The 20,859-nt window shown below is 49.4% G+C and carries 20 protein-coding genes; 19 read left to right on the forward strand and 1 reads right to left on the reverse strand.

Features of this window, described 5'->3' with window-relative positions:
- Nucleotides 1–113 precede the first annotated feature (113 nt).
- From NFR99_RS03775 to tadA, 5 genes are read left to right on the forward strand one after another with little or no spacing between them, the layout of a single operon-like run.
- Nucleotides 114–1,835, forward strand: a complete 1,722-nt coding sequence (locus tag NFR99_RS03775) for an AAA family ATPase (protein WP_251352803.1) — start codon at nt 114–116, stop codon at nt 1,833–1,835.
- 55 nt (nt 1,836–1,890) lie between these two features.
- A complete protein-coding gene (locus NFR99_RS03780) occupies nt 1,891–5,328 on the forward strand; it encodes an FtsX-like permease family protein (protein ID WP_251352804.1) in 3,438 nt (1,145 codons plus the stop codon).
- A 19-nt stretch (nt 5,329–5,347) separates the two neighbouring features.
- Nucleotides 5,348–6,727: an RsmF rRNA methyltransferase first C-terminal domain-containing protein gene (locus NFR99_RS03785; protein ID WP_251352806.1), complete on the forward strand. Its 1,380-nt coding sequence runs from the start codon at nt 5,348–5,350 to the stop codon at nt 6,725–6,727.
- Nucleotides 6,727–7,497: a copper homeostasis protein CutC gene (locus NFR99_RS03790; RefSeq protein WP_120483152.1), complete on the forward strand. Its 771-nt coding sequence runs from the start codon at nt 6,727–6,729 to the stop codon at nt 7,495–7,497. Before NFR99_RS03785 ends, NFR99_RS03790 begins: the two co-directional genes overlap by 1 nt.
- On the forward strand, nt 7,494–8,003 hold the full coding sequence (gene tadA, locus NFR99_RS03795; RefSeq protein ID WP_120483150.1) for a tRNA adenosine(34) deaminase TadA: 510 nt from the start codon (nt 7,494–7,496) through the stop codon (nt 8,001–8,003). The genes NFR99_RS03790 and tadA overlap by 4 nt, the downstream gene beginning before the upstream one ends.
- Here the strand turns inward: tadA and NFR99_RS03800 are convergent.
- A complete protein-coding gene (locus tag NFR99_RS03800; protein ID WP_120483148.1) occupies nt 7,969–9,303 on the reverse strand; it encodes an MATE family efflux transporter in 1,335 nt (444 codons plus the stop codon). The genes tadA and NFR99_RS03800 overlap by 35 nt on opposite strands.
- Before the next feature lie 329 nt (nt 9,304–9,632).
- On the opposite strand from NFR99_RS03800, the gene NFR99_RS03805 reads away from it, so the two are divergent.
- The 14 genes from NFR99_RS03805 (at nt 9,633) to atpC (ending at nt 20,809) form a co-directional block, all read left to right on the forward strand.
- On the forward strand, nt 9,633–11,126 hold the full coding sequence (locus NFR99_RS03805) for a sensor histidine kinase (protein WP_120483146.1): 1,494 nt from the start codon (nt 9,633–9,635) through the stop codon (nt 11,124–11,126).
- Nucleotides 11,119–11,808, forward strand: a complete 690-nt coding sequence (locus NFR99_RS03810) for a response regulator transcription factor (RefSeq protein WP_120483144.1) — start codon at nt 11,119–11,121, stop codon at nt 11,806–11,808. The genes NFR99_RS03805 and NFR99_RS03810 overlap by 8 nt, the downstream gene beginning before the upstream one ends.
- Nucleotides 11,809–11,816: 8 nt before the next feature.
- Complete coding sequence (locus tag NFR99_RS03815; RefSeq protein WP_120483142.1) at nt 11,817–12,521, forward strand: RluA family pseudouridine synthase; 705 nt, start codon at nt 11,817–11,819, stop codon at nt 12,519–12,521.
- A gap of 58 nt (nt 12,522–12,579) precedes the next feature.
- Nucleotides 12,580–13,641 (forward strand): AI-2E family transporter, encoded by a 1,062-nt coding sequence (locus NFR99_RS03820; protein ID WP_251352808.1) that lies wholly within the window; start codon nt 12,580–12,582, stop codon nt 13,639–13,641.
- A 79-nt stretch (nt 13,642–13,720) separates the two neighbouring features.
- Nucleotides 13,721–13,951: an AtpZ/AtpI family protein gene (locus NFR99_RS03825; RefSeq protein ID WP_120483138.1), complete on the forward strand. Its 231-nt coding sequence runs from the start codon at nt 13,721–13,723 to the stop codon at nt 13,949–13,951.
- Nucleotides 13,944–14,354 (forward strand): ATP synthase subunit I, encoded by a 411-nt coding sequence (locus tag NFR99_RS03830; RefSeq protein ID WP_120483137.1) that lies wholly within the window; start codon nt 13,944–13,946, stop codon nt 14,352–14,354. The genes NFR99_RS03825 and NFR99_RS03830 overlap by 8 nt, the downstream gene beginning before the upstream one ends.
- A gap of 37 nt (nt 14,355–14,391) precedes the next feature.
- Nucleotides 14,392–15,069 (forward strand): F0F1 ATP synthase subunit A, encoded by a 678-nt coding sequence (gene atpB, locus NFR99_RS03835; RefSeq protein WP_120483191.1) that lies wholly within the window; start codon nt 14,392–14,394, stop codon nt 15,067–15,069.
- A gap of 38 nt (nt 15,070–15,107) precedes the next feature.
- Nucleotides 15,108–15,374, forward strand: a complete 267-nt coding sequence (gene atpE / locus NFR99_RS03840; RefSeq protein ID WP_120483134.1) for an ATP synthase F0 subunit C — start codon at nt 15,108–15,110, stop codon at nt 15,372–15,374.
- 73 nt (nt 15,375–15,447) lie between these two features.
- Nucleotides 15,448–15,963: a F0F1 ATP synthase subunit B gene (gene atpF / locus NFR99_RS03845; protein ID WP_120483132.1), complete on the forward strand. Its 516-nt coding sequence runs from the start codon at nt 15,448–15,450 to the stop codon at nt 15,961–15,963.
- A complete protein-coding gene (gene atpH / locus NFR99_RS03850) occupies nt 15,951–16,526 on the forward strand; it encodes an ATP synthase F1 subunit delta (protein ID WP_120483130.1) in 576 nt (191 codons plus the stop codon). Before atpF ends, atpH begins: the two co-directional genes overlap by 13 nt.
- Entirely contained in the window at nt 16,523–18,031 is a 1,509-nt protein-coding gene (atpA, locus tag NFR99_RS03855; protein ID WP_120483128.1) for a F0F1 ATP synthase subunit alpha, read from the forward strand. The genes atpH and atpA overlap by 4 nt, the downstream gene beginning before the upstream one ends.
- A gap of 17 nt (nt 18,032–18,048) precedes the next feature.
- Nucleotides 18,049–18,906 carry an ATP synthase F1 subunit gamma gene (gene atpG, locus NFR99_RS03860; protein WP_251352810.1) on the forward strand — a complete coding sequence of 286 codons (858 nt, stop codon included), beginning with the start codon at nt 18,049–18,051 and terminating at the stop codon, nt 18,904–18,906.
- An 89-nt stretch (nt 18,907–18,995) separates the two neighbouring features.
- Complete coding sequence (atpD, locus tag NFR99_RS03865) at nt 18,996–20,387, forward strand: F0F1 ATP synthase subunit beta (RefSeq protein WP_120483123.1); 1,392 nt, start codon at nt 18,996–18,998, stop codon at nt 20,385–20,387.
- Between the two features lie 11 nt (nt 20,388–20,398).
- Nucleotides 20,399–20,809, forward strand: coding sequence for an ATP synthase F1 subunit epsilon (gene atpC, locus NFR99_RS03870; protein ID WP_251352812.1), 411 nt, complete (start codon nt 20,399–20,401; stop codon nt 20,807–20,809).
- Nucleotides 20,810–20,859: the final 50 nt, after the last annotated feature.

A 20,859-nucleotide genomic window follows, 5' to 3' on the forward strand; every position in this document is an offset into this window, starting at 1 on the left:
ACAGATATGCAGATGCCGCAAGCGGCCGTGCTCGGCGCAGATGGCGATAATTAATCGCCATCTATATATTATGAAAAGCAGTGTGGAACGGCAGAAGGAAAGGATGTGGGAGAATGGCAAGGACCGTCGGTATTGGGCATCAGGATTTCGAGAGATTAATCACAAGCAATAACTTCTATATAGACAAGACAGGATTTATAAAAGAATGGTGGGAGAGCGGCGATATCGTGACGCTCATCGCACGCCCCAGACGTTTTGGGAAAACGCTGAATATGAGTATGACGGAGCAGTTTTTTTCCGTGCGCTATGTGGGGCGCGGGGAGTTGTTTGAAGGCTTTTCTATCTGGAAAGAGGAGAAATACAGGGAATTACAGGGGACTTATCCGGTGATTTTTCTGAGCTTTGCAGGCGTGAAAGAAACTTCTTTCACAGAAGCGAGAAAAAGCATTTGCCGGACGATAGAGGAACAGTATAATAAATGTGGTTTTTTAACAGAAGGAAATTTGCTGAACGAGAAAGAAAAGGCATTCTATCAGGAAGTTTCTACAGATATGCCGGACAGTACGGCGGCGGCTTCCCTGCGTTCCCTGTCGGATTTTCTTGGAAGGTATTACGGAAAAAGGGCGATTATTCTTCTGGATGAATATGATACGCCGATGCAGGAAGCATATGTGAATGGATACTGGGATGAGCTTACAGAGTTTATCCGCGCTCTGTTTAATTCCACGTTTAAGACGAACCCATATTTGGAACGTGCCATTATGACAGGGATTACGAGGGTAAGTAAGGAGTCTGTTTTTTCGGATTTGAATAACCTGAAAGTAGTTACGACGACATCAAGAGAATATGCAGAGAGCTTTGGTTTTACAGAAGAAGAAGTTTTTGGAGCGCTGGATGAATTTGGGCTATCTGCCCAAAGACAAGATGTAAAAACGTGGTATGATGGCTTTACATTTGGCAGTGTGACAGATATTTATAATCCATGGTCGATTATTAATTATCTGGATACGCAGGAATTACGGCCATATTGGGCGAATTCCAGCGCTAACAGCCTGGTAAGGAATCTGATTAGGGAGGGGAATCAGGAGATAAAGAAGTCTTTTGAGAGGCTTCTTTCCGGAGAGCATTTGATAACGCCAGTGGATGAGCAGATTGTGTATAATCAGCTTGATTCTAATGAAATGGCAATCTGGAGTCTGCTTCTGGCGAGCGGATATCTGAAGGTAATCCGCTATGAAGAATATGGGGGAGGATTCGATGGCGTAAAGGAGCCGGATTACGAGCTTGCCCTCACGAATCTGGAAGTCAGGATGATGTTTTGCAGCATGGTAAAAGGGTGGTTCCAGGGGAATGCATCGGATTACAACAGTTTCATTAAGGCGCTGCTTTTGGGTGATTTGGATGCGATGAACGATTATATGAACAGTGTGGCGCAGACGATGTTCAGTTCTTTTGATACGGGGAAAAATCCGTCGAAGTCGCAGCCGGAACGTTTTTATCATGGTTTTGTATTAGGGCTGATGGTGGAATTGAGAGGGAGATATATGCTCACATCGAACCGGGAAAGTGGATTTGGGAGATATGATGTGATGCTGGAGCCTGTGCATACCGGGGACGACGCGATTCTTATGGAATTTAAAGTGTTCCAGCCGAGGAGGGAGAAAGAGCTGTCCGACACGGTAAATGCGGCGTTAAAGCAGATTGAGGACAGGAAGTATTCTGCGCTTTTGACGGCGAAAGGGATTCCGGAAGAGAGGATACGAAAGTATGGATTTGCTTTCCGGGGGAAAGAAGTGCTGATTGGCGCGGCGGATGAAACAATAAACGGGCAATAGTTACCAGTATAGGGCATAAGTATAAACCGCAGTGTGTGCGGTATGAGAGGACAAGATGAGAAAACGGGCACTTAGAAAAGATTTTTACATGGAAATCCGACGGAACTTTGGGCGCTTTCTGTCTATTTTTTTGATTGTGGCTCTGGGAGTAGCGTTTTATTCCGGCATCCAGGCTACGGCGCCGGATATGCGGTATGCGGGAGACAAATATTTTGATGAGAGAGAGCTGATGGATATCCGGGTCATGGGTACGCTTGGAATTACGAAAGAGGACGTGGCGGCGCTGGAGAGCCTGGACAGCATTGAAAAAGCAGAACCGGGGTATGCGGCGGATGTGCTCTGTAAGGGGATGGGAGAAAATGACGTGATTCATATGGAGGCGCTTCTGCCCACGCTGAACCAGGTAGAAGTACTGGACGGAAAAATGCCCGAGCGCACCGGGGAATGCCTGCTGGACGCACTCTATGCAGAAAAGAATGGATTCCAGACGGGGGATGTGCTTGCGGTAGAGGAGGAGCCGGGCGAGGATGCAGACGCCGTGCTGGTAACACATACATACAAGATTACGGGTCTGGCGAGCAGCCCTAAATACATTTCGTTTGAGAGGGGGAGCACCACGCTGGGGAGCGGGGAAATTTTAGCATTTGCTTATATTACTCCTGAAAATTTTGATTTGGATGTTTATACGGAAGTATATTTGACAGCGGAGGGGGCAAAGAAGGAAACAGCCTATACAGACGGCTACAGTGACGCAGTGTCCCGCGCGGTGGATGAGATAGAGGCTGTGAAAGACAGCCGCTGCAAGGCGCGCTATCAGGAAGTTAAGGCGGAGGCTGACGAGAAGATTTCTGACGCGAGGACAGAGCTTGCGGAAAAGAAAGCAGAAGCGGAGGAAAAACTGGCGGATGCCAAGGCAGAGATTGATGATGCCGGGAAGAAGCTGGAAGATGGGAAAAAAGAGCTGGAGGATGCCGGGAAAGAGCTGGAGGACGGAAAGAAAGAGCTGCAGAAGCGCCAGAGGGAGCTTGAGGACGCGCGGCGGCAGATTCAGGACGGACGCGCGAAACTGGCAGATGGAAAGACGGAACTGACAAAGCAGGAGAAGTCTTTTAAGGAGCAGAAGAAAAAGGCCGAGAAAGAGATAAAGAGCGGTGAAAAGCAGATTAAGCAGGCGAAGAAAACCGTAACAGAAAACGAAAAGACGCTGAAACAGAAGAAAAAGGAACTGGCAGACGGAAAGGCACAGTACGAGGCGGGAAAAGCAGCAGCAGAAAAAGCGGCGCAGGAAATCCGGTCAGCAGTGGCAGCGGGGCTTATGAGTTCTGAGGAGGCGGCGCTCAGGCAGCAGGCGGCAGCGGCACAGATGGCACAGCTCGAGGCAGCCGGGCAGAGCATATCCCAGGGCGAAAAGGAGCTGGCGAAAGGTGAAAAAGAGCTGAAAAAGGGCAAGAAAGAAATCAGCTCTCAGGAAGCAAAGCTGGAGGCGGCGAAGAAAGAGCTTGCAAAGGGAGAAGCCCAGATTCAGGACGCGTGGAAAGAAATCGAATCGCAGGAGGCGAAACTGCGTGACGCACAGGCACAGGCGGACTCCGGGGCGGCGCAGATTTCCGAGGGCTGGAAGAAGATTGCAGACGGCGAACAGGAAATCAAAGACGCAGAGGAAGAAATCGCTGGGCATGAGAAGGATTTAGAAGAAGGCAGGCAGAAATACAGGGACGCCAAAAAAGAAGCGGAAGAGAAAATCGCCGACGGAGAGAAGAAGCTGGAGGACGCCCAAAAGGATATTGACGCCCTGAAGGCGCCGAAATGGTATATACATGACAGGGATGATTTGACGGCGTATACGGGATATGGGGAAAATGCCGACCGTATGCGGAACATCGGCGAAGTATTCCCGGTGCTGTTCTTTCTGGTGGCGGCGCTTATCAGCCTTACGACTATGACGCGTATGGTGGAGGAGCAGAGGACGCAGATTGGGACGCTGAAAGCTTTGGGGTACGGAAAGTTTTCTATTGCAGGGAAATATGTGGGTTATGCGCTGCTGGCTACGGTTGGCGGAAGTATTTTCGGCGTACTGCTGGGGGAGAAGGTATTGCCGTTCATTATCCTTCATGCATACGGAATTATGTATCATTACATACCGGTGCCGCCGATTCCATACAACATGACATATGCTTTGCTGGCATCGGGAGCTGCCGTTCTGTGTACTCTTCTGGCTACGTTATCTGCATGTTATAGAGAATTGGCGTCAGCGCCGGCGGTGCTGATGCGTCCGCCCGCGCCAAAACAGGGGAAACGGGTGCTTTTGGAGAGAGTCGGTTTTATCTGGCGGAACCTGGGATTCACCTGGAAGTCTACGGTGAGGAATCTGTTTCGGTATAAAAAACGGTTTTTCATGACGATTTTCGGAATCGGCGGCTGCATGGCTCTTCTGCTGGTAGGCTATGGCCTGCGCGATTCGATTATGGATGTGGCGGTTATCCAGTATGGGCAGCTTCAGACGTATGACGCGATGGCGCTTTTGGACGAAGATGCGGATGATAAAGAAAAGGAGGAATTTTACGGATTTTTGGAAAAGGAGTCGGGGGTAAGCTGCTATGACAACTGGTATATGAAAAAACTTCCGGCCAGAAAGAATGGAAAGAGCCGGGAGCTTTACCTTGTGGTGCCGGAGGACACAGAGAAGTTTCCGGAATTTGTTAAATTGCAGGACAGGGAGACAAAGGAAGCGTATGCTCTGTCGGATGAAGGCATCGTGATATCGGAAAAGACCGCGAAGATGCTGGGGATTTCCGAAGGCGACACAGTTTCTATGGAACTGGAAGAGAATGAGCCATGTGAAGTAAAGGTTACCGCAATCTGTGAAAACTATATGTACCATTATGCATATATGACGCCGGGGCTTTACAAGGAGCTGACGGGCAGCAGCGCGGAGTTTGATACAGTGGTATACGCGGTTGGAGAGCCGGAGGGAGAATCAAAAGAAGCATACGTGGAGCAGATTGGGCAGAAGGCGCTGACATATGACGCGGTTCTTGGGATTACCTATACCGCCAGCTTTCAGGAAAGGCTGGACGATATGCTGGGCAGCCTGGATATTGTCATTGTGGTGCTGATAGCTTCTGCGGGGATGCTGGCTTTCGTGGTACTTTATAACCTGAACAACATCAATATCAATGAAAGGAAGCGGGAGCTGGCTACCATTAAGGTGCTTGGGTTTTATGACGGGGAAGTTGCCGCCTATGTATACCGGGAAAATATACTGCTTACCGTTTTCGGGGCGGCGCTGGGATGCGTCCTGGGAAAAATCCTGCACAGGTTCATCATTCTAACGGTAGAGGTGGATGTATGCATGTTTGGCAGAAATATTAATCCGCCAAGTTTTCTTTATGCAATCATGTTTACGGTAGGATTCTCTGCATTTGTAAACTTTGTCATGTATTTTAAGCTGAAACGGATTGATATGGTGGAATCTTTAAAGAGTGTAGAATAGCAGGAAGAGGAAAAAGCGTATGTATTTACCGACTGAATTTGCAGATAAGATGAAAAAACTTTTAGGAGAAGAGTTTGAGGATTTTCGGAAAAGCTATGAAGAGCCGCGGAATTTCGGTTTGCGGGTGAATACCGGGAAAATCAGCCCGGAAGAGTTTGTGAGGATAGCGCCGTTTCATCTAAGAAAAATCCCCTGGGTGGATAACGGATTTTATTATGAGGAGCAGGACGCGCCGTCGAGGCATCCGTTCTACTATGCGGGGCTGTATTACCTGCAGGAACCGAGCGCCATGACGCCGGCATCCCGCCTGCCTGTAGAGCCGGGGGAGCGTGTGCTTGATTTGTGCGCGGCTCCGGGCGGGAAGGCTACGGAGCTGGGGGCGCGGCTTAAAGGGAGCGGGCTTTTGACGGCAAATGACATCAGCGCATCCCGGGCAAAGGCGCTTCTGAAAAATGTAGAGGTCTTCGGAATCCCGAATTCCTTTTTGGTAAACGAAGTTCCTGCCAGGATTTCAGGCAGGTTTGAAGCGTTTTTTGATAAAGTGCTGGTAGACGCGCCCTGTTCCGGGGAAGGAATGTTCCGTAAGGACGGAGATGTGGCAAAAGCATGGGATATGGGAAAGCCGCAGGCATGTGCGGCAGTTCAGAAAGATATAGTTCTGCAGGCGGCGCGGATGCTGCGCCAGGGAGGAATGATGCTCTACTCTACCTGTACATTTTCGCCGGAAGAAAATGAGCAGGTGATTGCTTATCTGCTGCGGGAGCGGGGGGATATGCATTTGGAAGAAATGGAAGGGTACGCCGGATTTGCTGCCGGGCGTCCAGAATGGGCGGACGGAAATACTGACCTTAAAAAATGCGTCCGCATCTGGCCCCACAGAATGGCAGGGGAAGGTCATTTTCTGGCGCTCTTAAAAAAGGACGGAGAAATGATGCCCAGAGAAGATGCAGCGGTGAAACCCCGGATTTCCAAAGCAGAAAGAAAGGTTCTGGAAGAATTTTTCCTGGATGTATCGGGGGAGATAACTCTGGACAAGATGGAAGTGCGGGGAAATCAAGCGTATGCTTTGTCAGGGATCGCAGGGGAGCAGAAAGGAATTAACTTTCTGCGCAACGGGCTGTACCTCGGCGAGCTGAAAAAAGACAGGTTTGAGCCGGGACAGGCTTTTGCTATGGCGCTCAGGAAAGAAGAGTATGCGTCTGTCCTTGATTTTTCACAGGATGATGAAAGAGTGCGGCGTTACTTAAAAGGAGAAACGCTTACGGTGGACGATATGCCCGTGAACCGGGAGAAAGGCTGGCAGCTCGTGTGTGTCGAAGGTTATCCCCTGGGCTGGGGAAAGCTGGCGGGCGGTATCTTGAAGAATAAATATCTGGCAGGATGGAGGATGAAACATTGATGGAAGGATATATTTTAGAAACGTGTGTTGATTCGGTAGAATCTGCGATGGCAGCAGAACGGGGCGGGGCAAACCGCCTGGAACTGTGCGGAAATTTGATTATCGGGGGGACGACCCCAAGCCCGGCGCTTTATGAGGAGGTGCGCAGGCATTGCGGACTGAGAATTCATGCGCTTATCCGCCCAAGATTCGGGGATTTTTGCTATACAGAGCATGAATTCCGGATTATCCGGGGAGAGGTAAAGCTGTTTCGGGAGCTGGGGGCGGATGGCGTAGTCATTGGATGCCTGCGTCCGGACGGTACTTTAAACCTGGAGCAGATGAAGGCGCTTATGGAGGAAGCGGGAAACATGTCTGTGACCCTGCACAGGGCTTTTGATGTATGCAGCGACCCATATAAGACGCTGGAAGAGGCGGTGGATCTGGGAATAGATACAATTTTAACTTCGGGACAGGAAAATGGCTGTCTGGCAGGGCAGAAGCTTTTGACGGAGCTGGCAGAACAGGCGGATGGGCGGATTGATATTCTGATAGGGAGCGGCGTGGATGCGTCCGCCATCCGGGAGCTGTATCCGAAGGTAAAAACACATTCCTACCATATGTCCGGCAAAGTGACGCTGGGGAGTGAAATGGAATATCGGAAGGAAGGCGTAAATATGGGACTGCCTTCGCTCAGCGAATTTGAAATCTGGCGTACTTCCGAAGAAAAAATACGGGAAGCGGCGGAGGCGCTGCAGGGCTTTCAGAAGATGCAGGACGGCAGAAAATGACGGCAGACGAAAAGTTTATGAGAGAAGCCATCCGCCAGGCAAAAAAAGCGTATGCCCTGGATGAAGTGCCCATCGGGTGCGTGATTGTATATGAGGGGAAAATCATTGCCAGGGGCTATAACCGCAGGAACACGGATAAAAATACCCTTTCTCATGCCGAGCTGATTGCTATAAAAAAAGCGAGCAGGAAGCTTGGGGACTGGAGGCTTGAGGGCTGTACCATGTACATTACCCTGGAACCGTGCCAGATGTGCGCCGGGGCGATGGTTCAGGCGCGGGTGACAGAGGCGGTAATCGGAAGCATGAATCCCAAGGCGGGCTGTGCCGGGTCAGTGCTTAACATCCTTGAAATGGAAGGGTTTAACCATCAGGTGAACGTGCGCCGGGGCGTGATGGAAGAAGAGTGCAGCCGGATGCTGAGCGGCTTCTTCCGGGAGCTGCGTGAGAAAAAGAAGGCGGAAAAGAACAGGCTTACGCCTGCCGCCGCACTGCCCTGTGATAAATAACGTATGCAATGGCGGCAGTAAGCAGCTCAGAAATCCAAAACCCATGCCAAACGCCGGACGCGCCCAGGAAACGGCTTAGAAGAAAAGCAGCCGGAATGGTAATAAGGACATACCGGAGCAGCGAAATCATCAGAGAAGGCAGCCCCATACCGAGCCCTTCCAGAGCGCCGGAAGAAATCACGGAAACCGTGGAGGCAAGGAAGCCGATGCTGATGATACGCAGGGCAGAGGTTCCGGCAGAGATGGTTTCACTGCCGGAGGTAAACAGGCTGATAAGCTCAGAGGGAATCGCCTGGCAAAGAACAGTTCCCAAGACCATAATCCCCACGGCTAAAAGGAGCGCGACCCGGTAAATTTTCTGAACGCGCCGATGTTCGGACGCTCCATAGTTATAGCCCACCAGAGGGCGCATTCCCTGGACGATTCCGTTCGCAGGCAGATAAAGGAAGGTCTGCAGCTTATAGTAGATTCCAAGAACCGTTACGTAAGCCTGAGAGTAGGCAGAGAGTATGACATTCAGCGCCGAAATCAGCAGGGAGGGCAGCGCCATGTTCAGCGTGGCCGGGATGCCAATGGCGTAGAGTTTCAGAACCATATTTCTCTGGAAATTCAGGCGGCGGAACCTGAGCCGTACAGGAAGAGGCTTTATCAGATAAATCACAAGGTAAATGACCAGGCTGATTGTCTGCCCGATTCCCGTAGCCAGAGCCGCTCCTTCGATTCCCATCCGGGGAAACGGCCCCAGGCCGAAAATCAGAACAGGATCCAGAAGAATATTGGAAATACATCCGCACATCATACTGAACATTGTGAAAGACATCTTTCCTACGGCCTGGAAGATTTTTTCAAAAGCCATTCCCAGGGAAATAATAACCGCAAAGCCAAAGGCAATCCGGGAATAGCGGACGCCCAAATCAACAATTTTTTCGTTTTCCGTAAACATTTCCAGGAAAAACGGCATCATTCCGATGCAGGCAAAGGTCAGGATAATTCCGTGGAGAGTGTTTAGCAGCAGGCCGAGCGCAGCGGCGTTATCGGCATGTTCCTGCTCCAGCGCGCCCAGATGATAAGAAATCACGGCATTGATTCCGATGGAGAATCCAATAGTGACCGCGTTGATCAGGTTCTGCACGGGAAATACAAGAGAGAGCGCAGTCATAGCGTCCTCGCTGATTTTTGCCACAAAGTAGCTGTCGATGATATTGTACAGAGAAGTAACCATCATAGATAAAATCATTGGCAGCGACATGGAGAGCACCAGCGGCAGTATTGGTCTTTCTTTCATAAATGTCTGTTCCATATTTTCCTCTTTCCCGGCGCACGCATTGCGCCGCGTTAGTAGAGTTGGAAGTCCGCTTCCAACCTTTTTCTTTTCCATAAAAAGAGCCACACAAGTATCCGTACAGGATAGCTGTGTGGCGAAAAAGTATATAAATACCAAAAATCCACGCCTGTCCGTACACGGACAGGTTTATACATATACGATATATCGGATTGCGCCGGGTGTCAAGGGGGATTTGCAAACCGTAATTTTCTGTTTATAAAAAGTTTAGATTCCATCTGCTTTGTTTTGGTGAAATATGCGCCCGAGTGTGGTATGATAAAACATAACGACTTTGGAGGCAGTTTATGAGACTAAAGACAAGGCTGACAATAGCTTTTTTTATTATCATTCTCGTTCCTGTACTCATGGCGGGGCTGGCATTTGTCGGGTTTGGGAATTATCAGATGCGCTCCATTGAGGAAAGCTATGATATTGATGAAGTGACATATGAAACTCTTTCAAATTCACTTCAGATAGTGAGCAAGTTCACACAGAGCATATTTGAAGAGATGAGGGGCGATGCAAACGGGAATGCGGATGTTTTTTTAGATACAGAGTACCTGGCAGGGCTGAATGACAGGCTCAGGGAGCGGTATTCCTATCTGATTGTGCGCCGGGAGGGTGTGCTCTACTATTCGGGAAGTAACGGGAACATTACGAAGCTGTTTCGGGAACTTCCGGGATATGGGGATTACACTCAGGCATCGGATAGCGGCATGTATATCGGGAGGGACGTGAAGTCCTTCGTGAAACAGATAGATTTGCGTTTTTCGGACGGCAGCCAGGGAAGTGTATTTATCATAACCGGGGTGGATGCGATGATGCCCCAGGTGAAATCTTTTGTGCGTGATATGCTTGTGGCGATTGTTTTTATCCTTATTCTTACGGCTTTGCTGCTTATGGCGTGGATTTACGGCGGCATCAATGCTCCCTTGAAGAAATTGAAAGCGGCGACCCAGAATATTAAGGATGGAAACCTGGATTTTGTGCTGGATGTGGAAGGCGAGGATGAGATTAGTGAGCTGTGCCGTGACTTTGAAGAGATGCGGCAGAGGCTGAAAGAGACTTCGGTACAGAAGGTAGAATATGACAAGGAAAATAAAGAGCTGATAAGCAACATTTCCCATGATTTGAAAACGCCGATTACCGCTGTGAAAGGTTATGTGGAGGGAATCATGGACGGTGTGGCGAATACGCCGGAGAAGATGGATAAATACATCCGAACTATATATAATAAGGCAAATGAGATGGACCGCCTGATTAATGAGCTGACGTTCTACTCAAAAATTGATACAAACCGCATCCCTTATACGTTCAGCAAAATAAATGTGATTGATTATTTCGGGGACTGCGTGGAAGATTTGGGGGTAGAACTGGAGGCAGAGGGCATTGAGCTGTCGTATTTTAATTATGTAGATAAGGATGTGCAGGTAATTGCGGATGCGGAGCAGATTTCACGCGTCATCAGTAATATTATAGGAAATTCCGTGAAATATCTGGACAAGCCCAAAGGATATATCAGTATCCGGGTAAAAGATGTGGGAGATTTTATCCAGATAGAGATTGAGGATAATGGGAAAGGAATCGCGGCAAAGGATCTGCCGATGATTTTTGACAGGTTTTACCGGACAGACGCCTCCAGGAACTCTTCACAGGGAGGCAGCGGCATCGGGCTTTCGATTGTAAAGAAGATTATAGACGATCATGGCGGTAAAATCTGGGCAAGCAGTAAACTGGGGGCGGGGACGATTATGTTCTTTGTTTTGAGGAAATATCAGGAGGTACCAGTCAATGAGTAGGATACTTATTATAGAAGACGAAGAGAGCATCGCAAATCTGGAAAAGGACTATTTGGAGCTGAGCGGATTTGAGGTGGAGATTGAAAACCAGGGAGATGTGGGACTCAAGCGGGCGTTGTCAGAGGATTTTGATTTGTTTATTTTGGATTTGATGCTGCCGGAAATGGATGGATTTGAAATATGTAAGGAAATCCGGAATCACAAAAATACGCCGATTCTGATGGTTTCCGCGAAAAAAGATGATATTGATAAGATCCGCGGGCTGGGGCTTGGGGCAGATGATTATATGACGAAGCCGTTCAGCCCCAGCGAGATGGTGGCGAGGGTAAAAGCCCATATGGCCCGCTATGACCGTCTGGTGAGCAGCAATATGCCGCAGAACGATATCATAGAGATCCGGGGACTGAAGATTGATAAGACTGCCCGGAGAGTGTGGATTAATGCGGAGGAAAAGACATTTACTACAAAAGAGTTTGACTTGCTTACCTTTTTGGCGGAGAATCCAAATCATGTGTTTACTAAGGAAGAGCTGTTCTCAGAGATTTGGGATATGGAGTCCATCGGCGACATTGCCACGGTAACGGTGCATATTAAGAAGATTCGGGAGAAAATAGAGTTTAATACCGCGAAGCCTCAGTATATAGAGACAATCTGGGGAGTAGGGTATCGGTTTAAGATGTAGGAGATTCTATGGAAATAGATATTTTATATGAAGACGGGCAGCTTCTGGTGTGCAGGAAGCCTGCGGGCGTTCCGGTACAAAGCGGAAAAGTCGGGCAAAAGGATATGGTGAGTATCCTGAGAAATTATCGGAACGGGAAAGAGGGCGATACTTATATCGGTCTGGTGCATCGGCTTGACCAGCCCGTGCAGGGCGTGATGGTGTTTGCTAAGACGAAAATGGCGGCGGCAGGGCTGAGCCGCCAGATTACCGACGGGAGGATGAAGAAACAGTATCTTGCAGTGACTTGTGGAAAACCAATGAAAAAACAAGGGGCGCTTGTGGATTATCTGCTGAAAGACGGCAGGACAAATACTTCCTCTATTGTGCCGGAAGGAACAAAAGGTGCGAAACGTGCAGAACTGAGATACCGTATTATAGCAGAGACGCCGGGATATGCCCTTGCAGAGATAGATTTGCTGACAGGGCGGCATCACCAGATACGCGTCCAGATGACGGGAGCTGGAATGCCGCTGGCCGGAGACAGGAAGTATAATCTTTCCGATGCAGGGCAGACAGAAAAATATGTGGCGCTGGCGGCGCACAGGCTGTCTTTTGAGCATCCGGTCTTAAAAAAAGAAATATGTTTTGAAGGAAAGCCTGAGGGCGCCATTTTTAAAAAATTCGAAAGCTTTCCGGAGAAGACGGATGAATGCAAAAATTTAACTGAATGACAAAAAGAGATTCGCACATACTAAACCCAATCACACCAGAGAAACGGGGAAAATTAGTATGACGGATAAAGCGAAGAAGATTTTGGGAATAACGGGAATTACCCTGGCGGTGTATCTTAGTATGAAATATTTGCTGCCGGCGGTAGCTCCCTTTCTTATTGCATTTTTACTGGCACGGTGGATTTATCCGCTTGCTGACAGGATGGAAAAGAAAATGCCTGTGAATAAAGGGCTGATTACGCTGGGAATCCTTCTGGCGGGAACAGCCGCGGTTTTGGCGGCAGGATGGTTTTTGGGGACGCGGATTTGTGAGCAGATACGCGGTGTAGTAGCGCATCTTGAGTATTACAAAACACAGGTAAACGAGATTGCGTGGAGCTGCTGCCGGCAAGTGGAAAGTGCGTTTGGGGTGGACGGCGGCGAAGTGATGCTGTTTTTGGAGCAGAACATGGACAGGGCGCAGGAGCATATCCAAAATTATGCAGTTCCGGGGCTGGTACAGTATTCGATTGAGTATGTTATGGGGTTCCTGAAAATATTGGGGATTTTTTTCCTGATTTTTGTCGCAGTGCTTCTTATTATCAAGGACTATGACGCTATCCGTGATAAACTCCAGGGCTGCCGGGGCTACCAGAGGATGGTGAATATTTTTGAGCGTCTGTGGAAACTGGGAGGCGCTTACCTGAAAGCACAGATGATTATTATGCTGGTGGTTACGGTAATCTGTGTGGCGGGACTTTGGATGCTGGGGAATCCGTATGCGCTGCTGGCGGGTATCCTGATTGGGATTCTTGACGTGCTGCCGTTTATCGGAACCGGAACTATTTTCATACCCTGGGCGCTGCTCTGTGTGCTGCGCAGCGACTTTTTCCATGCGGCAGCGTATTTCACTCTCTTTTTGGTGGCAAATACTACCAGAGAATACCTGGAACCGAAACTTTTAGGGGATAAAATGGGGATGTATCCCATTGTTATCGCGCTGGTAGTTTATGCCGGGCTGTATATTTTCGGTGTTTCTGGGGTAATTCTCGGACCTGTAAGCCTTCTTATTGTTCTGGAGTGTGTACGGGAGCTCTGGGGGGAGACGCAGCAGGGGGAGAAATCTAAGAGACCGGAGTAAATCTGAAAGAAAAACAGCTAGACAATTTGAGGAAAATGAGATAATATATTCCTAAAGTTCATGTGAAAGGAGGCAGCATATGAGACCGGATAAGGATGTCATGAAGTATTTGGCAATGGTTACCCAGGTTGGAATCAGTATGCTGGCTCCCATTGTTTTGTGTGTCTTTCTTGGCGCCTGGCTGGATGAGAAGTCTGGCTGGAGCACAGTGCCGATGCTGCTGATATTGGGAATCCTCGCAGGTGGAAGAAACACCTGGATTCTTCTGCAGGGCATGATAAGGCAAGAAGGAGGAAAAAAGCATGATTAGGGATTCCATCAAACGGCTGAACACAGTGGTGAAGGAGCTTCTGCTAGGCATCCTGATTTTCGGAGCTGCCATATGGATGATTTTCATTTGGTTTATTTCTGATAAGTGGGGGTTTTCGCAGGGGCTTTTACTAGGTGTCGCAGCATCTGCGCTTCTGGCGATTCACATGAACTATAGCATTGAGCAATCGCTTGAGCGTACGGAGACAGATGCGAAGAGCTACATGCAGAAAATGTCCGTGCTTCGGATGGGAATGGTGCTGGTTCTTTTTGGCGTGGCATATCTGCTGCGTCTGGGGAGCCCGATAGCTGTATTTGCAGGGTTGTTCACATTGAAGTTTGGGGCATATTTCCAGCCTGTACTGCACAGGCTGATTCATAAAAAGGAAGCGAAAGAGAGGTGAGAGTGTGTTATTAGCTGCAAAAGGTGATGTGGATTTCATGATTCACGGTTTGTTTAAATATAAGCTGTTTGGTCAGGAATTCTGGATTACCACCACACATGTCAGCATCCTGATTGTCATGCTGATTCTTCTGGGCTTTGCCATAGCGGCGAACAGGAAGATGCGTCATGGCTCTGAGGTTCCCGGAGGATTTCAGAATATCGTGGAGCTGATTGTGGAAATGCTTGATAAGATGGTGCAGAGCAGCATGGGAAGAAATGCCGGGAAATTCATGAACTATATCGGTTCCATTTTCCTGTTTATCTTTGTGAGCAATATCTCAGGGCTGTTTGGGCTTCGGGCGCCTACCGCCGATTATGGCGTGACGCTGCCTCTGGGCCTTATGACCTTTGCAATCATCCAGTACAATAATGTCAAGTATAATAAGCATAGAGCGTTCACGGGGCTGTTCCAGCCGCTGCCGTTTCTGTTCCCTATCAACCTGATTGGCGAAATTGCGGTTCCGTTTTCTCTGTCTTTGAGGCTTTTCGGAAACGTATTGTCAGGAACGGTCATGATGTCGCTGATTTATTCCCTGCTTTCCCGATTTGCTATCGGCTGGCCGGGATTCCTGCATATTTATTTTGATGCTTTTTCCGGCGCCATCCAAACGTATGTATTCTGTATGCTGACGATGGTTTACGTTACGGATAAGCTGCCAGAGGAAAAGGCGTAAACAAAAACATAACAAAAAGATTTAGGAGGATTCTGATTATGGAAGGAATAACAAATGAAGGTTTAATTTTAGCATGTTCCGCTATCGGCGCAGGCCTGGCAATGATTGCAGGTATCGGTCCTGGTATCGGACAGGGTATCGCGGCAGGATACGGTGCGAGTGCAGTGGGAAGGAACCCGGGCGCAAAGTCTGATATCATGTCAACCATGCTTCTTGGGCAGGCCGTGGCAGAGACCACAGGTCTTTATGGATTGGCTATCGCGTTCATCCTCTTGTTTGCAAATCCGCTGCTTGGTAAGCTTTAAGCTGCAGCCATGTCCGCATGGCGGGCAGCATGAGAATATAAGAGACATATTTATTTAGAGAGGAGGCGGGCTCTTGGAACGATTGTTCAACCTGGACCCTCAGTTAATCCATGATGCGGTGCTGCTGATGATTTCCGTGCTGGTGATGTTTACTTTTCTGTCCTACCTATTGTTTAACCCGGCGAGGGAGTTTTTGAAAAAGAGGCAGGATAAGATTAGAGACGATATTGATTCAGCGAAGAAAGATAAAGAAGAAGCAGCGGCGCTGAAAGCGGATTATGACGGGAAAATCAGGGAAATCGAGAAAGAGGCGGAAGCCATTTTGAGCGAGGCCAGGCAGAAAGCTTTGCAGAATGAAGCGAAGATTATTGATGAGGCTAAGAAAGAGGCATCCGGAATCATAGAAAGGGCAAACAGACAGGCAGAGCTGGAGAAGAAAGCCGCTGCAGATGATATGAAGAAAGAAATCATCAAAGTGGCCGCGCTGATGGCACAGAAAGTTGTGAACCGGACAGTGGACGCACAGCTCCAGGACAATCTGGTGGAAGAAACCCTGAAGGAGATAGGTGAAGAGACATGGCTAAGTTAGCGTCAAAGGTATACGGTGAGGCGCTTTTTCAGATAGCCGTGGAGGAAAACCGCACCGATGAGATGATGGAGGAGATTTCGGCAGTGAGTAAAGCTCTTGAGGAGAATACGGAGCTGCAGCTTCTGATGGAGCATCCAAAAGTCATCCGGGAAGAGAAGGTGCATTTGCTTGAGAACTGCTTTAAAGGGCGGGTTTCCAATGATGTGACGGGGTTTCTTGCGGTAGTTGTGTCGAAAGGACGGTTTAAGGAGCTTCCGGCCATTTTTGACTATCTGACGGCGCGGATAAAGGAATATAAAAAAATAGGCGTCGTAACCGTGACGTCGGCTGCAGAGCTTCGGGAGGATCAGAAAAAGAAGATTCAGGAGAAGCTTTTGGCAACCACAGGTTATAAGGCGCTGGAAATCACATGGAATGTGGATGCATGCCTGATTGGAGGCCTGGTGATCCGCATCGGAGACAGGGTGGTGGACAGCAGTCTGAAATATAAGCTGGAGCAGCTTACGAGCCAGCTGATGAAGATTTCATTAGAGGAAGGGAAAGAAGGTGAAAGGGCCTCATGAATTTGAAACCAGAGGAAATAAGCTCTGTTATCAAAGAGCAGATTAAACGTTATTCCTCCGAAATATCCGTGGCAGATGTGGGAACCGTCATCCAGGTGGCAGACGGCATCGCCAGAATCCATGGGCTGGAAAACGCCATGCAGGGAGAGCTTCTGGAATTTCCGGGAGAAATATACGGCATGGTGCTGAATCTGGAGGAAGATAATGTAGGCGCCGTGCTCCTTGGTGATACGTCAGGTATCAGCGAGGGCGATACGGTAAAGACCACAGGAAACGTGGTGGAAGTTCCGGTCGGCGACGGAATGCTTGGGCGTGTTGTCAATGCGCTTGGTATGCCGATTGACGGAAAGGGACCCATCCACACAGACAGGCACAGAAAGATTGAAAGGGTGGCTCCCGGCGTTATCACCAGGAAGTCTGTAGACACCCCGCTTCAGACAGGTATCAAGGCGATTGACGCTATGGTTCCAATCGGAAGGGGACAGCGTGAGCTGATTATCGGAGACAGGCAGACAGGAAAGACGGCGATTGCCATTGATACGATTATAAATCAGAAGGGTCAGGGAGTTTACTGTATTTATGTAGCGATTGGACAGAAAGCGTCAACCGTAGCGAATATCGTAAAGACCCTGACAGAGTACGGCGCTATGGATTATACGACCGTAGTGTCTTCTACGGCCAGCGAGCTGGCGCCGCTGCAGTACATTGCGCCTTATTCGGGCTGCGCAATCGGAGAGGAATGGATGGAGTCCGGCAAGGACGTGCTGGTGATTTATGACGATTTAACCAAACATGCGGCAGCTTACCGTACCCTGTCCTTACTGCTCCGCCGTCCGCCAGGACGCGAGGCTTATCCGGGAGATGTATTCTACCTGCATTCCAGGCTTCTGGAGCGTGCGGCAAGACTTTCGGATGAACTGGGCGGCGGCTCATTAACGGCGCTGCCGATTATTGAGACACAGGCAGGAGATGTGTCGGCGTATATTCCGACAAACGTTATTTCCATCACTGACGGCCAGATATATCTGGAGACTGAGATGTTCAATGCAGGATTTCGTCCGGCAGTAAACGCAGGACTTTCCGTGTCGCGAGTAGGAGGTTCGGCGCAGATTAAGGCGATGAAGAAAATCGCGGCGCCTATCCGTGTGGAGCTGGCGCAGTACCGTGAGCTGGCGGCATTCTCCCAGTTTGGTTCTGAGCTGGATGATGACACGAAAGAGAAGCTGGCACAGGGTGAAAGATTGAGAGAAGTCTTAAAGCAGCCGCAGTACCAGCCTATGGCTGTAGAGCTCCAGGTTATTATCCTGTATGCGGCTACACAGAAATTCCTGTTAGATATCCCTACAGAGAGAATCCAGGATTTCGAGGAAGCGCTCCTTGAGCATATAAAGACGAAATATCCGGAAGTTCCTGAGGCAATCAGGAGCACAAAGGTTATCTCAGAGGAGACAGAAAGCACCCTCAGAAAAGCAATCGAAGAATGCAAAGAAGGCTTTGTAAAATAGAAGAGGGGTGAGACGAAATGGCTTCTATGAGAGACATTCAGAGGCGGAAAAACAGTATCACCAGTACAAGCCAGATTACGAAGGCCATGAAGCTGGTTTCGACTGTGAAGCTTCAGAAAACAAAGGAAAGGGCCGAGAACTCCAGGCCGTATTTCCAATATATGTATAATACAGTAACCTCTATGCTGGCGCGCTCGGGAAGTCTGGACTATCCATATTTAAAATCCGGCGCATCCGAGAAAAAGGCGGTAGTTGTCATTACCTCGAACCGGGGTCTGGCAGGAGGGTACAATTCCAACGTGACGAAGCTGGTTACCGGAAGCAGTCTGAAAAAAGAGGACGTGCTGCTTTACACAATCGGAAGGAAGGGCAGGGACAGCCTGGAAAAGCAGGGGTATCAGGTGGCGGAGGATTACAGCGACGTCATCAACGCCCCTCTGTTTTCCGACGCGAAGCGTATCGGACAGAGACTGCTCGAGGACTTTGCCGAGGAGCGTGTGGGAGAGATTTATCTCGCCTATACTTCTTTCAAAAATACAGTGGTGCATGAGCCGAAGCTGATGAAGCTGCTCCCGGTTGAGTTTTCCGAGGCCGAGCTTTCAGTGGAAGAGGCAAAGACGCCTATGAACTACGAGCCGTCCGAGGAGGAGGCGCTGGATATTATTATCCCGAAATACCTGACGAGCCTTTTGTACGGCGCGTTGGTGGAAGCAGCCGCCAGTGAGAATGGGGCCAGAATGCAGGCTATGGACGCGGCAACCAGCAATGCGGAAGAGATGATTGACAGCCTGACCCTTCAGTACAACAGGGCAAGGCAGGGCTCTATTACGCAGGAGCTGACGGAAATCATCGCCGGGGCGGAAGCAATCAGTTAGGTTTGTTTAGGAGTGAGATAGAAAAAGTTTGGAAGTAAACTTCCAAATCTACCAAGATGACGCGTTAAGCGCGTCGGAAAGGCGAAAATATGGCAGAACAAAATATAGGAAAAATCACTCAGGTCATTGGTGCGGTATTGGATATCAAGTTCACCAGCGGCAAACTGCCAGCCATCAACGAGGCAATCCATATTCAGCAGAAGGATGGCGGCAGGCTGGTAGTGGAAGTGGCACAGCACCTGGGTGACGATACAGTGCGCTGCATTGCGATGGGCTCCAGTGACGGACTTGTAAGGGGCATGGAAGCAGCGGCTACCGGGGCTCCTATCAGTGTTCCGGTAGGTGAGAAGACCCTGGGGCGTATCTTTAACGTAACAGGTGATCCGATTGATAATAAAGAGGCGCCGAAAGGCGTACAGTACCTTCCGATTCACAGAAGTGCGCCTTCCTTCGAAGAGCAGTCCACAGCTACGGAAATCCTGGAAACAGGAATCAAGGTCGTAGACCTGCTCTGCCCTTACCAGAAGGGCGGTAAAATCGGTCTGTTCGGCGGCGCCGGAGTAGGAAAGACCGTGCTGATTCAGGAGCTGATAAGAAATATCGCCACAGAGCACGGCGGATATTCCGTATTCACCGGAGTAGGCGAGCGTACCCGTGAGGGAAACGACCTGTATCATGAAATGACAGATTCAGGGGTTATCAATAAGACGACTATGGTATTCGGGCAGATGAATGAGCCGCCCGGAGCCAGGATGAGGGTGGGCCTGACCGGTCTTACTATGGCAGAATACTTCCGTGACCAGGGCGGTAAGGATGTACTGCTTTTCATCGACAACATTTTCCGTTTTACACAGGCGGGTTCGGAGGTGTCCGCACTTCTGGGACGTATGCCTTCAGCCGTTGGATATCAGCCGACGCTGCAGACGGAGATGGGAGCGCTCCAGGAGCGTATTACATCCACAAAGAGCGGTTCTATCACTTCCGTACAGGCTGTTTACGTGCCTGCGGATGACTTGACTGACCCGGCTCCGGCAAATACGTTTGCACATCTGGACGCGACTACCGTGCTTTCACGTTCCATCGTGGAGCTGGGAATTTATCCGGCGGTAGACCCGCTGGAGTCCACATCGCGTATCCTTGACCCGCGCGTGGTGGGTGAGGAGCATTACAATGTGGCTCGCGGCGTGCAGGAAATCCTTCAGAAATATAAAGAGCTGCAGGATATTATCGCTATCCTCGGTATGGACGAACTTTCCGAGGAAGATAAGCTGGTGGTAAGCCGTGCGAGAAAGGTACAGAGGTTCCTGTCCCAGCCGTTCTTCGTGGCAGAGCAGTTTACAGGCACGACTGGCCGTTATGTGCCACTGTCTGAAACTATCCGTGGCTTTAAGGAAATCCTGGACGGCAAGCATGACGATATCCCTGAGAGCTATTTCCTGAATGCGGGAAGCATCGATGATGTGACGGCACGAATGAAATAGGGGGTGCAGTGATGGCAGCTGACAAATATTTCGAATTGGAAATCGTGTGTCCTGACAGGGTGTTTTTCAAGGGCGAGGCTTCTATGATCGAGCTGAATACCACGGAAGGCCAGGTGGGAATATATAAAAGGCATATTCCTATGACGATGATCTTGGACCCCGGTCTTCTTATCATCAAGGATGATGAGGGGCAGAGGGCGGCGGCTCTCCATGAAGGGTTTATTGAAATCCTTCCGGATAAAATCAGCATCATGGCAGAGGCGGCAGAGTGGCCGAATGAAATCGACTTGAACCGCGCCGAAGAAGCAAAGGTAAGGGCGGAACGCCGGATGCAGACACATGATTCGAACATCAATCTGACCCGTGCGGAGCTGGCGCTCCACAGGGCTCTGGCACGTATTGATGCGTCCCGGAGAGGCTAATTTGGAAGAGTATTTTGTATAAAATCCCTCCGTTTGGTTATTATAAGATG

This window comes from Hominisplanchenecus murintestinalis (assembly GCF_943193015.1).
Classification (GTDB): domain Bacteria; phylum Bacillota; class Clostridia; order Lachnospirales; family Lachnospiraceae; genus Hominisplanchenecus_A; species Hominisplanchenecus_A murintestinalis.

Bases quoted from the DNA above. Each gene is read 5' to 3' on its own strand.
- atpH (WP_120483130.1), top strand. From the start codon at position 15,951: ATGGCTAAGTTAGCGTCAAAGGTATACGGTGAGGCGCTTTTTCAGATA.
- NFR99_RS03800 (WP_120483148.1), bottom strand. From the start codon at position 9,303: ATGGAACAGACATTTATGAAAGAAAGACCAATACTGCCGCTGGTGCTC.
- NFR99_RS03830 (WP_120483137.1), top strand. From the start codon at position 13,944: ATGATTAGGGATTCCATCAAACGGCTGAACACAGTGGTGAAGGAGCTT.
- atpC (WP_251352812.1), top strand. From the start codon at position 20,399: ATGGCAGCTGACAAATATTTCGAATTGGAAATCGTGTGTCCTGACAGG.
- atpA (WP_120483128.1), top strand. From the start codon at position 16,523: ATGAATTTGAAACCAGAGGAAATAAGCTCTGTTATCAAAGAGCAGATT.
- atpE (WP_120483134.1), top strand. From the start codon at position 15,108: ATGGAAGGAATAACAAATGAAGGTTTAATTTTAGCATGTTCCGCTATC.
- tadA (WP_120483150.1), top strand. From the start codon at position 7,494: ATGACGGCAGACGAAAAGTTTATGAGAGAAGCCATCCGCCAGGCAAAA.
- NFR99_RS03825 (WP_120483138.1), top strand. From the start codon at position 13,721: ATGAGACCGGATAAGGATGTCATGAAGTATTTGGCAATGGTTACCCAG.
- NFR99_RS03805 (WP_120483146.1), top strand. From the start codon at position 9,633: ATGAGACTAAAGACAAGGCTGACAATAGCTTTTTTTATTATCATTCTC.
- NFR99_RS03775 (WP_251352803.1), top strand. From the start codon at position 114: ATGGCAAGGACCGTCGGTATTGGGCATCAGGATTTCGAGAGATTAATC.
- NFR99_RS03815 (WP_120483142.1), top strand. From the start codon at position 11,817: ATGGAAATAGATATTTTATATGAAGACGGGCAGCTTCTGGTGTGCAGG.
- NFR99_RS03810 (WP_120483144.1), top strand. From the start codon at position 11,119: ATGAGTAGGATACTTATTATAGAAGACGAAGAGAGCATCGCAAATCTG.
- atpB (WP_120483191.1), top strand. From the start codon at position 14,392: ATGATTCACGGTTTGTTTAAATATAAGCTGTTTGGTCAGGAATTCTGG.
- atpD (WP_120483123.1), top strand. From the start codon at position 18,996: ATGGCAGAACAAAATATAGGAAAAATCACTCAGGTCATTGGTGCGGTA.
- NFR99_RS03790 (WP_120483152.1), top strand. From the start codon at position 6,727: ATGGAAGGATATATTTTAGAAACGTGTGTTGATTCGGTAGAATCTGCG.
- atpG (WP_251352810.1), top strand. From the start codon at position 18,049: ATGGCTTCTATGAGAGACATTCAGAGGCGGAAAAACAGTATCACCAGT.
- NFR99_RS03780 (WP_251352804.1), top strand. From the start codon at position 1,891: ATGAGAAAACGGGCACTTAGAAAAGATTTTTACATGGAAATCCGACGG.
- NFR99_RS03820 (WP_251352808.1), top strand. From the start codon at position 12,580: ATGACGGATAAAGCGAAGAAGATTTTGGGAATAACGGGAATTACCCTG.
- NFR99_RS03785 (WP_251352806.1), top strand. From the start codon at position 5,348: ATGTATTTACCGACTGAATTTGCAGATAAGATGAAAAAACTTTTAGGA.